Below are 12,078 nucleotides of genomic sequence, written 5' to 3'. Positions count from 1 at the left end.
TACGAGTCTGACGGGATCTGAAGGGGAGATAAAATCACCAATACAAGGAGGAAGTAAGGCTAAATCATCTTGAATATAGGGTTTGAAAAGATCTTCTTTATCCATAACGATATTACCAATAATATAACTCTTTATATTATTAAGTATAGTATATTAACTTTGTATATCAAGGAAATAGATAAAGATTTAATATAAAAATATTATCAATAATGTTAATAAAACCACAAAATTTAGGTAAAAATAGAGGGCGACCTTTTTAGTCACCCTCTTGAAAACTTCCTTTGCTAATCTAGTCTTTAGACTCTAATCTCTCTATTCTAGCTTTTGTCGTTTACTGCCAGAGTGTCGCTAGCTTCGTTTGGAATCATCTCCATAGTATTACCTTCAATGGTAAGAACATTATCCTGCTTGATGTAGTGAGTTCCAGCAGTATTGAAGTTAGCCAGCTTGTTCTTAAGATTTCCTCTTCCGGCATACAGCAGATTCTGCAGCTCTAAAAGATTCTTCTGCTGTTTATCACTGGTGCTTAAAACAGCAGTCATCTTATCTTCAATGGTAGAGAACTTCTTCCAGATATCCTGTGCTGTTCTGATGAGTTCTCCAATATTCTCGGTCTGCTCTGACATCATCCACAGATTGGATACTACTCGCAGAGCTGGCAGCAGAGATGAAGGTGATACCAGATAGATTCTGTTTCTTGCTGCCTCGTCGTACAGTCCTGAATCGGTCTTTAAGGCATCATAAAGAGCGCCATCCAGAGGTACGAACATGAAGACAAAGGAAGGGCAGTTTAAGCTCTTTCTGTAATCTTCACAGTACCTCTTAGCCTTAAGTTCATAAACATGTTTCTTAACTGAGGCAATATGTGCTTTGAGGAAGTTTTCCTTTTCAGTCTTGTCCTGAGAGTTGATGAAGTTAGTATATGCAGTAAGTGAGCATTTTGCATCAATTACGATACAGTGATTGTCCGGCAGATAAACTACTGCATCAGGTCGTCCGGTATGATTTATATCGTTGCTATCTGGCTTAACGGCGACTTCTCTCTCGTAATCTCTTCCTTTTTCAAGGCCTGAGCTTTCTAAAACTCGCTCAAGCTGCAGCTCTCCCCAGATACCCTGAGTTTTAACACCAGAGCGTAAAGCATTTGTAAGTTCCTGAGCCTGATTGGTTAGATTCAATGAGGATTCATGTAGAGTCTTAAGTTCATTTTCAAAGGCTCCAACCCTCTTCTCCTGTCGGGCATGATTCTCGTTTACCATCTGCTTGAATTTATCAAGCTCTTCTTTTAGTGGTTTAACAATGTTCTCAAGGTTGGACTGAGAGTGCTTGCTCAGATCCTCTGTTCCAAGTTTTACGAATTTCTCTGATAGTGCTGTCAGCTGTTCTTCTAACTGTTGTTTAGAGAGATTGTAGGTTTCCTCAATCTTCTGATATAGAAGTCTGTCGGATTCTATCTTGGCTTCCAGAACTTTATTCTGGGTTACAAGACTTTCCTTCTGAGTATTAAGATTAAGTTTTTCCTCTAAGGATGCAGTAAGCCTGTCAGAGATATCCTGACAGTTCCTGATTAGAGTCTCATTCTGTGTTGAGAGATCCTTGTTCTGAACCTCTAAGGTTCTGATATTGTTCTGAAGATCGGCAACATTTTTTTCTAATAGTCTGATTTTCTCTGAGCCAATGGACATCTGAGAGCTTAGGGAGCTGTTGTCTGACAGGCACTTCTGATACTGCAGATTGAGATTTACAAAATTCCTGTCACTCTCTTCACATCTGTGTTTGAGAGTGTCAAATTCTGAATTCTTCTGATTAAGGGCATTGTTTAATTCCATTGCTGCCTTGTTAAGGTCTTGATTGGTTTTATCAAGTTCATTTGTTTTTCTTCTCAGTTCGGAGTTCTGAAGATAAAAATAAATGGCAGCTATTAGTACAAGCGCGAAGATAGCCGCAATGATAATCGGGTTATTTAAGATGTAGTCCATTGTAATCTCTAGTATCTGTGACATTTTTTTTAGGCTAATGTTATTTTTATGGTTTTATACTATTAATGTTTTCTCGAGTTTGTCCTTTTGATTTTAAATGAAATCATAATTAATCAGATTATTTTATCCGGCTGTTGACCATCATGTGATTTCCAGACACACTCGGTAATGCTAATGTTAGTAAAAACAGCCTTGAATGAAGACTCCTCTGGACTGCAGGCATAAATTCCAAAGCTAATTTTTTTTTCAGCTTTAAACATATGACAAATTCTCATCTGAGAATAATTTATTCCGTCTAAAGAGGATTCAATACGAAAGTCGTTTTCTCTTCTGGATAGTCGATACCACATGCTCTTTATATCAGATGGTATTTCTGTGGTAGACCAATCAGAATAACCATTATTGGTCACAACAGCTCCTAAATGCTGAAAATTTGAATTTTCAAATTCCACAGAGGCCTTAAGCCAATTTTTAGCATCAAGGTACAGGACAATTCCACACTGATCGAATCTATGCTTACTTTCAGAAAAATCAGTTTTGACAACAAACGAAAAAAAACTTTCATCTGTATCCATCTGAAGAACAGGGGCATTGTCATTACAGAAATGATAATAGGTGTTTTGCCACAAATCCGTACGAGGTTCTGTGATAATTTCAATCCTGTCTTCTGTAATAAGATAATTCTTAGGAGCTCTTATCCATTTCGCATTCTGAAATTTCATAGCTAGTTTTAACCGTATATAAAGCTAGGACAAAGCGGGAACCCATAATATCATAGCATGAACACAAAAATGCGCGTTTAAAACGCGCATTCTTATCAGATATCAATGGCCATTTCGTTTTCCACTCTGACCAGATAATCATGAATTTCTATCTGCGAGCGGATTTGTTTTTCATTTGGCCCTGCCTGAACATAGTTGTTAACCTGATCCGGATCAACAATTCTAGCCTTGCGGTTATCCTTCTGCTGAAGGAACAGAATGGATTTGATTCTCTCCTTCAGATCTGGATCGAGAATTCTTGATCCAACCTCGATTCTAAGATCAAGATTACGTCTCATCCAGTCGGCTGAACTGATATAAAGCTCTTCATGTCCGCCGTTGTTAAATAGCATGACACGTGGATGCTCTAAGAAACGATCTACAATCGAGGTGATATAGATGTTCTCCGATAGTCCTGGAATTCCTGGCTTGAGTGAACACATTCCTCTTACAATTCCTCTGATCTTAACTCCGGCCTGACTAGCCTCGTAGAGTTTTTCAATCAGATCGATATCCACAAGAGCATTAACCTTAAAGTTGATGGCAGCCTCTTTTCCTTCCTTGGCAAACTCTATCTCACGGTCAATCATTGAGGCTATTTTCTCTCTGGCATTCAAAGGTGAAACCAGAAGGTTGTTGAATACAGGTCGCGTATATGGGTATTCAATAAATCTGAAGACATCGTTAACTTCTGAGGTTACCTTCTCATTTGCTGTGAACAGTGCAAAGTCGGTATAGATTTTTGCGGTCTTTTCGTTGAAGTTACCGGTACCAATGTGAGCATAGTGAATAATCTTATCTCCCTCATGTCTTGTAACCAGACACAGCTTTGAGTGAATCTTGAGGGTAGGCAGACCGAACAGAACCTTAACACCTGCCTGTGTCAGGAAGGAAGCCCACTTAACGTTGTTGGCCTCATCGAATCTTGCCTTAAGCTCAACTACCACCGTAACTGACTTGCCGTTGTTGGCTGCGTGCATCAGGGAGTTAATAACACGGCTGTTGCTTGCCACACGATAGATGTTGATCTTAATTGAGCTTACCTTAGGATCGTAGGATGCATAACGCAGAAACTCGGTGAAATAGTCAAATGAATAGTATGGATAGTAAAGCAGTACATCCTTTTTGGCTATAGCCTCAAATGGGGTAATAGCAGTTTCAAACTGAACTGACTTGATTTCACTGAGACTTGGATTTTCCATGTCATCACTGCCAATGCTAGGGAAGGACAGGAAATCCTTGAAGTTATGGTATCGGTTGCCTGGCATCATAGAGTCAATGGCAGACATCTTAAGCTCACCTGCCATGAATCTGACCATATCCTCAGGCATTGCCGCATCATAGGAGAAACGAACCGGCATGGCATTAAGTCTCTGCTTTAGAGCCTCGGACATATTCTCTAAAACTGAGCGGTCGATATTACCTAGCAGATCGTATTCAGCATCGCGGTTCATTTTGATTGAGTATGCCTCGATACTGTCGTAATCGTATAGACCGCGGAAGATCATCTCCATGCCGACACGGATTACGTCATCGAGGAACATGAAGACTACGCTGTTATCTGCAGAAGGCATACGGATAAAACGAGGTATTTTATCTGTTGGAATTTCAATTAGGGCATGATATTCGCTGGTGCTGTTTGAAAGCTTAACCAGAAGATAAGTGAACTCGTCCTTTAGGAAAGATACAAGATCGGTCTCCGCATCAATAATTACCGGATTGATGTGTTTTAAAACATGGTGCTTGAAGTAAGTTGAAACCCAGTCTTTCTGTTCCTGGGTAATTGAATCCTGATCTCTCATCAGAATATTATGCTTGGAGAGCTCTTCGAGCAGATCTGAATAAATGCTGTTAAGTGTTCTCTGATACTTGTTGGCTTCGTTCTGAACCTGACGCAGAAGGTTCACTGCAGCCTCGTTCTCACCCTGTGCATTGTTGATGATTACCTGTCTTTTAAGTTCGGCTACACGAACCTTGAAGAACTCATCGAGGTTACTTGAATAAATTCCTAAAAATCTGACTCTCTCGATTAAAGGTACAGAAGGATCAGCAGCCTCCTGCAGAACTCTTCCGTTAAATGAAAGCCAGGAAAGTTCCTTTGGAACAAATTTATCTATCATGTCCGCCTCTTATTTAGTCTCACCTAATAGAGAATTATAGTAAGTGGTGTGCTAGTTTGTTAATTTGTTGTGTGACAATTTCAGAAAGTCATAACATCTAATATCGATTTTTGAGAGGAAAGACAAAAAAAGTCAAAAAAATCAGATAAAAAACAGAGTTTGATGGGACTTTCTAATAGTGTCTTTAGTCTTTGAGTGAATCTTTGTTCTTTGAGAGTTTCTCAAATACGTTGTTGTTTAGAGCAATATCAAAAAGATACTGTTTGGCATTCTCATCGCCAAGCTTGGCTGCCTCTTTAAGAAGATCAGCTCCGATTGAAAAGGTTTTCTCATTGTTGCAGAACAGTCTGCCCATGATGTAATAACCGGTTTTCATGCCAAGAAGATTGGTCACTCTTCGTGCCCAGTAGGCTCCGTCATTAAGAAGGTCATCTGAGTAGAACTGACGGGCAATCTTTGCTGACACCGTTCCTCTTGAGACGAAGTAATTGAGATATTCCTGATGTCCTTCACTTGCTGCCTTCTGAAGACACATCTCATATACGATGTTGGTATTGACCTTCTGATATTCATAAGGTTTTACTTCAAATATGAGCTCAGAGCTATCTTCAAGCTCAGGAAGGGCTAGATTTTTGTCAAAATCATCTTTCTGAAGAGAAGATATGTACATGTGTACAACCTTAGGAGCTGCACTCATATCTCCAGTTGTACATTTTTTTGCGTATTCAGTGAAGGTTTCCTCTGCCTTTGAAGAATATTCCTGCTTTTCTTCAACGGGAACCACAATTTTTTCTGCGGTTTCATCCTCTAAGGTACAGCCGTTTAGTAACAACGACAGCATCAGAGGCAAAAGCAGGGAGGACTTTTTCACAGGCATTATTCCTGTGGCAGTTCGAAATTATCAACCTGGCTGTTTGCAGGAAGAGTCTGGGCTCCAGATTCAAATCCTGCTGGACGCTTGAAGTCTCCTGACATGTCAACAAGGGTATTGTTCTGGAACAGTAGAACCAGGTTTTTGATTTCAGGATCGCTCCATCCCTCACGTTTGAATGCGGTATAGTACCAGCGTGATTTGTCAAAAGGATCAACCAGCATAGGAGCCCCCAGAACATATCTTACCTGATCGGATGACATTCCATATGAAAGGTTGTTTACAAGATCCTGATCAACGTAGTTTCCCTGATTAAGATCTGCTCTATACGCACATGAAGATACAAAAGGTACACAGGCACAGACTGCAGCCATGCATAAAAATTTATTTAACTTCATAAAAAATCCTTTTTTTTAAAAGAAATTGTAGCAAAAAAGAGTATGTATCTGATTTTATTTTTATTTATTTTTTCATTTTTTTTAGATATTGCTCTTGAAATCAAAAAAGTCGATCCCCATCTTAGTTGTAACGTTAAATTAACAACAATTTTAAGAGATAAAAATGCAGACTGAAGAAACTCAGATGAAACAGGCTTTTGAGAATGCTCAGAATCTTGATGATTCTCAGAATATCGAAGAAATTGAAACTGAAAATGTTGAGGCTCAGAATGATGTCGAACCAGAGGCAGAGATTGCAGCTGAGGAGAATCAGGAGTCAACTTTTGATGTTAAAGAGGTTCTTGCTGAGAATGAGCAGTTAAGACTACAGATTTCTGCTTTGGAAACCAAGCACAAGGACGAGATTGATCGTCTGGTTCGTGCAGTTGCTGAAACAGAAAACCAGAAAAAGCGTATCGAAGCTGATGTTGAGCGCGAAAGAAAATTCGGTAACGAGAAGATTCTTAAGGCTCTGATTCCTGTTGTAGATTCACTGGAGTTAGCTCTGCAGCATACTGATCCAAACAATGAAGCTGTTAAGCCTACCATTGAAGGTGTACAGAATACCGTGGCTCTTTTATTAAAGGAGCTGTCAAAGTTTGGTGTTACCGCTGTAGATCCATTAAATCAGCCTTTTGATCCAAATCTTCATCAGGCAATTTCAATGGCTCCTTCAAACGAGGTTGAAGCTAACCACGTAATGTCAGTTATGCAGAAAGGTTACACATTAAATGGAAGAGTTGTAAGACCTGCTATGGTTATTGTATCTCGCGGTGCTCCTCAGGAAGCTCCTGCCGAGGAAGTAAAAAATACAATAAATATTGAAGCATAGTCTTGAAAATAAAATATTAGACTCCATTTAGTAATACAGATAGATAAACGTCATTAAGTGACATAAAGAATTTGAAATAGAGGAAATCCAAAATGGGTAAAATTATTGGTATTGACTTAGGAACTACTAACTCATGCGTTGCAGTGTTAGATGGTGATAAAGTTAGAGTTTTAGAGAACTCAGAAGGTCGTCGTACAACTCCATCAATCGTAGCTTATGCTAAAGATGGTGAGATTATTGTTGGTGATGCTGCAAAGCGTCAGGCTGTTACCAATCCAAAGAACACCTTATTTGCTATCAAGCGTTTAATCGGTCGTCGTTATGAGGATGCCGAGGTTCAGCGTGATGTTGGCATCATGCCATTCAAGATCACCAAGGCTGACAACGGTGATGCCTGGGTTGAGGTTGATGACAAGAAGCTTGCTCCTCCTCAGATTTCAGCTGAAGTTTTAAAGAAGATGAAGAAGACTGCAGAGGATATTCTTGGTGAAGAAGTTACCGAAGCAGTTATTACCTGTCCTGCATACTTCAACGATTCACAGCGTCAGGCTACCAAGGATGCCGGCCGTATCGCTGGTTTAAATGTTAAGCGTATCATCAACGAGCCTACCGCTGCAGCTATTGCTTACGGTGAGGACAAGGCTAAGGGTGAGCAGAAGATTGCTGTTTACGACTTAGGTGGTGGTACCTTCGATATTTCAATCATCGATATCGATGAGTTAGACGGTGAGAAGACCTTTGAGGTTCTAGCTACCAACGGTGATACTCACTTAGGTGGTGAGGATTTCGATAACCGTATCGTTGATTACCTGATCGATGAGTTCAAGGCAGAGCAGGGCGTAGACCTACGTGCTGATCCATTAGCTCTACAGCGTTTAAAGGAAGCTGCAGAAAAGGCTAAGATTGAGCTTTCATCATCACAGCAGACCGATGTAAACCTACCATACATTACTGCTGATGCAACCGGCCCTAAGCACATGAACATCAAGATTACACGTTCAAAGCTTGAGTCATTAGTAGAAGATTTAGTAAACAGAACCTTAGATCCTGTTAAGACTGCTTTATCAGACGCTGGTCTGTCACCATCAGAGGTTAACGACGTTATCCTTGTTGGCGGTCAGTCACGTATGCCTATGGTTCAGAAGCTTGTTGCTGATTTCTTCGGTAAGGATCCTCGTAAGGATGTTAACCCAGATGAGGCTGTTGCTATCGGTGCAGCAATTCAGGGTGGCGTTCTGACTGGTGATAAGAAGGACGTTCTGCTGTTAGACGTTACCCCTCTATCATTAGGTATTGAGACTCTTGGTGGTGTTATGACTACTCTGATTGAGAAGAACACAACCATTCCTACTAAGAAGTCACAGGTATTCTCAACTGCTGAAGACAATCAGCCTGCAGTAACCATCCATGTTCTACAGGGTGAGAGAAAGAGAGCAGCTGACAACAAGTCACTAGGTCAGTTCAACCTGGAAGGCATTGAGCCTCAGCCACGTGGAATGGCACAGATCGAAGTTACCTTCGATATTGATGCTGACGGTTTAATCCACGTATCTGCTAAGGATAAGAAGACTGGTAAAGAGCAGAAGATTACCATTAAGTCATCTTCAGGTCTGTCAGATGAGGATATTAAGCGTATGGTTCGCGAGGCTGAAGAGCACTCAGCTGAGGATAAGAAGTTTGAAGAGCTTGCTTCTGCACGTAACCGCGCTGACTCAACTGCTCACCAGATCAAGAAGCAGATGTCAGATCTAGGTGATAAGGTATCTGATGCAGATAAGACCAAGATCAACAAGGCTTTAGGTGATCTTGAGATGGCATCACGCGGTGATGACAAGGAGAAGATTGAGCAGGCTGAGAAGGCTGTACTGGAAGCTGCCGCTGTTCTAATGCAGGCTGGTCAGGCACAGGCTCAGGCTCAGCAGACTCAGCAGTCTTCACAGCAGTCAAGCGGTGGTGCTAACAAGGAAGACGATGTCGTTGATGCTGAATTTGAAGAAGTTAAAGACGACAACAAGTAATTAGTACTTAGTTTTTCCTAAAAAGGTGGATGATTTTATCATCTGCCTTTTTGTCAATTTAAGAGGATGATATGGCTTCCAAACGTGATTACTATGAAGTGCTAGGTGTAGAAAAGGGCGCTGATGATGCTGCTATCAAACGCGCCTTTAAGCGTTTAGCTATTAAGTATCACCCTGATAGAAACAAGGATCCTGATGCTGGTGAGAAGTTCCGTGAAATCAACGAGGCTTACCAGGTTCTTTCAGATCCTCAGAAGCGTGCTGCCTATGATCAGTATGGCTTTGCAGGTGCTGACGGCTCACAGGCTGGCGGCGGCAATCCATTCGGTGCTGGTGGTGCTGACTTCTCAGATATGTTCGGTGATATCTTTGGTGATATTTTCGGCGGCGGAAGAGGCGGTTTTGGTTCCCGCTCTTCAGGTCCACGTGAAATCCGCGGCAGAGATCTTCGTGCAAGAATCACTATTACTCTTGAAGAGGCTGTTAAAGGCTGCAAGAAGAAGCTTAACGTTAAGACCTATGTTAAATGTGACACCTGCGGTGGTTCAGGCTTAGGCAAGAACGGTAAGAAAGAGACCTGTCCTCACTGTCATGGTCAGGGCCAGATCTTCATGCGTCAGGGCTTTATGCAGGTTTCTCAGACCTGTCCACACTGTAATGGTTCCGGTTATATCATTACTGATGGCTGTAAGTCATGTTCTGGTACCGGACGTGTATTAAAGTCCAAGACTCTGGAAGTTGATATTGCAGCTGGTGTTGATACCGGTGATCGTATTCGTCTGACAGGCGAGGGCGAGGCTGGCTTAAACGGAGCTCCTGCAGGTGATCTGTACGTAGTTATCGAGGTAAAGGATCACGAGATCTTTACCCGTGATGGAAATGATCTGTACTGTGAGGTTCCAATCAGCTTCACTACAGCCGCTCTTGGCGGAAAGGTTGAGGTTCCAACTCTGGAAGGTGCTGTTAATATCAGTATCAGACCTGAGACTCAGACTGGTATCATGATGAGAATCCCTGGCAAGGGTGTTAAGTCATATAACTCTTCATTCAAGGGTAACCTGTACTGCAAGATTGTAGTTGAGACTCCTATTAATCTGACTGCTCATCAGAAAGAGCTGCTCAAGGAATTTGAGGCTTCTTTAAACGGAGAGGACAAGGATTCAAAGGACAGCAAGGATGACAAGTCATCTAAAGATGAAAAGAGTGCAAAGAAAAGAGCTGAAAGCGCAGCGAGGCATAAACCAAAATCGGAAGGCTTCATAAAGGGCGTAAAGAAGTTCTTTGACGATCTTTCAAGCTAAACTAATGGTGATTTTTGTCAAATCAGACTTAAATCACTGTTGATTGAAAGACCACAAAAGTGTATATTTTTACATACAGAATGGCGCCTAATTTGAAAATTAGGCGTTGTTTTTTTTACCCTGAATTTCTGGTCGATTCCTTTGAGATTTAAGGTATCGCAAGGTTTTAAGAACATAAGAGTTATTACTTAAACTCGGTGTTGATAAATATTGAATAAGACAGGTAAAAGTTCAGAACTGATATTGCTTTTAGCTTTATTTTTGAATCTGCCGAATTCGCTTTATTTCTGAATAAGCTTTTATAGGAAATATCTTTAATTCGATCGACAGATTAGCTTTTTAAGGTTCTGGCTATTTTACCTTCAATACAGGATTTTTAATTTAAAGAGGATTTACATATGGATCAGACTCCAATGACTCCACGTGGTGAAGAGCTGTTAAGAAAAGAGTTGGTTCGTTTAAAGACTGTTGAGCGTCCACGTATTGTTGCAGCTATTGCTGAGGCAAGAAGCCACGGTGATTTAAGTGAGAATGCCGAGTACGATGCAGCTAAAGAAGAGCAGGGCATGTGTGAGGCAAGAATCAAGGATATCGAAGGCAAGATTGCATCTGCAAATGTTATTGATGTCACCAAACTTAAGAATCCTACAGGCGGTAAGCTTAAGGTTATCTTTGGTTCAACTGTAACTTTGGTTGATGTTGATACCGACAAGGAAATCACTTACAAGATCGTAGGTGAGGATGAGGCTGACATTGATTCAAATCTTATTTCTTACAAGACTCCTATTGCTAAGGGCTTACTTGGCAAGCAGGAAGAGGATGAGATTGAGATTAAGATCCCTAAGGGAACCATCTGCTACGAAGTTGTTAAGGTTGAATATATCTAAGAGAAGCTTAGAGAATAGACCAAAAAAAAAGGATCCTTGCGGATCCTTTTTTTGTAACTGTAATCTTAAGATTTAGCGAGGAAGAATGAATCTGCTGTCATCCTTTCTCTGGCGGAACAGAACAGCAATTCTTCCAACCAGACTTACAAGCTCTGCATTAACAGTCTTTGCTGCGGTTTCAGCCTGTTCTTTACGGCCTTCACCTGCATTTAACTTAACCTTGATAAGCTCATGGTGCTCAATGCTTGAGTCGATTTCTTTTAAAACGTTCTCTGAAAGACCGTCGTTACCTAACATAACAACAGGCTTTAACTGGTGAGCCTGAGCCTTTAAGAACTGGCGCTGATGTGAATTTAGTGACATCTTAATCCTCTTCAAAATTCTGCAAAATGTACTGCTGAGGCTATCAGCAGCATTCGTACAGAGTTTTCAGACCACCTTAAATGAAAACTCTGGAGTAAACCTATTGTTTGTAGGACCTCAGTTTAGACTGAGAACTTTTACCAATATAATTTAACTGAAATATAATATACTCTAGTTTCCCACATGGAAATTTAAAACAAAACTAGATTCACTCTAGGTTTGATGCTCTTTAAAAACTTGTATTGATTTATTTTTGGGAAGAGGTGTGATTATAAGCAAAAAAGGCTTATATATCTGATAGATATCGATGAAAAGGTGTGTTTAATATGTTATAATTTTATCTGCGAAAACAAAAAGTTAACATAAAAAAACACACCATGAATATGATACCTAAAAATACCTCTTCTAGCAATTTTACTGATACATTTTCTTCTCTTTTTTCTGTTCTTGGTCTTTGTAGTTTACTCAAAGTTGCAGGCTTTAGAAAAAGAGCTGGTTATGGCGCTTCT

At 40.5% G+C, this 12,078-nt stretch carries 10 protein-coding genes; 4 read left to right on the top strand and 6 right to left on the bottom strand.

The features are described 5' to 3' along the window. Positions 1 to 317 precede the first annotated feature (317 nt). The 5 genes from rmuC to BM308_RS12295 all read right to left on the bottom strand — a co-directional run bounded on the left by rmuC (position 318) and on the right by BM308_RS12295 (position 6,129). Positions 318 to 2,003: a DNA recombination protein RmuC gene (rmuC, locus tag BM308_RS12315; protein ID WP_083425579.1), complete on the bottom strand. Its 1,686-nt coding sequence runs from the start codon at positions 2,001 to 2,003 to the stop codon at positions 318 to 320. 89 nt (positions 2,004 to 2,092) lie between these two features. Next, the gene (locus tag BM308_RS12310) at positions 2,093 to 2,701 is read right to left on the bottom strand and encodes a DUF1349 domain-containing protein (RefSeq protein WP_074945590.1); all 609 of its coding nucleotides are present in this window, start codon (positions 2,699 to 2,701) and stop codon (positions 2,093 to 2,095) included. Positions 2,702 to 2,796: 95 nt separating this feature from the next. Further along, the gene (gene ppk1 / locus BM308_RS12305; protein ID WP_074945588.1) at positions 2,797 to 4,860 is read right to left on the bottom strand and encodes a polyphosphate kinase 1; all 2,064 of its coding nucleotides are present in this window, start codon (positions 4,858 to 4,860) and stop codon (positions 2,797 to 2,799) included. Between the two features lie 184 nt (positions 4,861 to 5,044). Continuing rightward, positions 5,045 to 5,731: a hypothetical protein gene (locus tag BM308_RS12300; RefSeq protein WP_143098621.1), complete on the bottom strand. Its 687-nt coding sequence runs from the start codon at positions 5,729 to 5,731 to the stop codon at positions 5,045 to 5,047. Between the two features lie 5 nt (positions 5,732 to 5,736). Then, a complete protein-coding gene (locus BM308_RS12295; protein WP_074945583.1) occupies positions 5,737 to 6,129 on the bottom strand; it encodes an outer membrane protein assembly factor BamE in 393 nt (130 codons plus the stop codon). Positions 6,130 to 6,292: 163 nt separating this feature from the next. Between BM308_RS12295 and grpE the strand changes: the two genes are divergently transcribed. From grpE to greA, 4 genes are all read left to right on the top strand, one after another. After that, the gene (gene grpE, locus BM308_RS12290) at positions 6,293 to 7,000 is read left to right on the top strand and encodes a nucleotide exchange factor GrpE (RefSeq protein WP_373604450.1); all 708 of its coding nucleotides are present in this window, start codon (positions 6,293 to 6,295) and stop codon (positions 6,998 to 7,000) included. Between the two features lie 92 nt (positions 7,001 to 7,092). Further along, positions 7,093 to 9,018, top strand: coding sequence for a molecular chaperone DnaK (gene dnaK, locus BM308_RS12285; RefSeq protein ID WP_074945581.1), 1,926 nt, complete (start codon positions 7,093 to 7,095; stop codon positions 9,016 to 9,018). A 71-nt stretch (positions 9,019 to 9,089) separates the two neighbouring features. Further along, positions 9,090 to 10,319: a molecular chaperone DnaJ gene (gene dnaJ / locus BM308_RS12280; protein WP_074945579.1), complete on the top strand. Its 1,230-nt coding sequence runs from the start codon at positions 9,090 to 9,092 to the stop codon at positions 10,317 to 10,319. A gap of 398 nt (positions 10,320 to 10,717) precedes the next feature. Continuing rightward, on the top strand, positions 10,718 to 11,206 hold the full coding sequence (gene greA / locus BM308_RS12275) for a transcription elongation factor GreA (RefSeq protein ID WP_031491868.1): 489 nt from the start codon (positions 10,718 to 10,720) through the stop codon (positions 11,204 to 11,206). A gap of 72 nt (positions 11,207 to 11,278) precedes the next feature. Here greA and yhbY read toward each other — a convergent pair whose 3' ends face one another. Beyond that, positions 11,279 to 11,569, bottom strand: a complete 291-nt coding sequence (yhbY, locus tag BM308_RS12270) for a ribosome assembly RNA-binding protein YhbY (protein WP_074839486.1) — start codon at positions 11,567 to 11,569, stop codon at positions 11,279 to 11,281. Positions 11,570 to 12,078: the final 509 nt, after the last annotated feature.

The sequence above is a fragment of the Succinivibrio dextrinosolvens genome (assembly GCF_900116345.1).
In the GTDB taxonomy this organism is placed as follows: domain Bacteria; phylum Pseudomonadota; class Gammaproteobacteria; order Enterobacterales; family Succinivibrionaceae; genus Succinivibrio; species Succinivibrio dextrinosolvens_B.
This window is presented reverse-complemented; position numbering and strand designations above follow the sequence as displayed.

Excerpts from the sequence above, each read along its gene's own strand:
- dnaK (WP_074945581.1), top strand. The coding sequence starts at position 7,093 with ATGGGTAAAATTATTGGTATTGACTTAGGAACTACTAACTCATGCGTT.
- rmuC (WP_083425579.1), bottom strand. The coding sequence starts at position 2,003 with ATGTCACAGATACTAGAGATTACAATGGACTACATCTTAAATAACCCG.
- BM308_RS12310 (WP_074945590.1), bottom strand. The coding sequence starts at position 2,701 with ATGAAATTTCAGAATGCGAAATGGATAAGAGCTCCTAAGAATTATCTT.
- BM308_RS12295 (WP_074945583.1), bottom strand. The coding sequence starts at position 6,129 with ATGAAGTTAAATAAATTTTTATGCATGGCTGCAGTCTGTGCCTGTGTA.
- ppk1 (WP_074945588.1), bottom strand. The coding sequence starts at position 4,860 with ATGATAGATAAATTTGTTCCAAAGGAACTTTCCTGGCTTTCATTTAAC.
- yhbY (WP_074839486.1), bottom strand. The coding sequence starts at position 11,569 with ATGTCACTAAATTCACATCAGCGCCAGTTCTTAAAGGCTCAGGCTCAC.
- grpE (WP_373604450.1), top strand. The coding sequence starts at position 6,293 with ATGCAGACTGAAGAAACTCAGATGAAACAGGCTTTTGAGAATGCTCAG.
- greA (WP_031491868.1), top strand. The coding sequence starts at position 10,718 with ATGGATCAGACTCCAATGACTCCACGTGGTGAAGAGCTGTTAAGAAAA.
- dnaJ (WP_074945579.1), top strand. The coding sequence starts at position 9,090 with ATGGCTTCCAAACGTGATTACTATGAAGTGCTAGGTGTAGAAAAGGGC.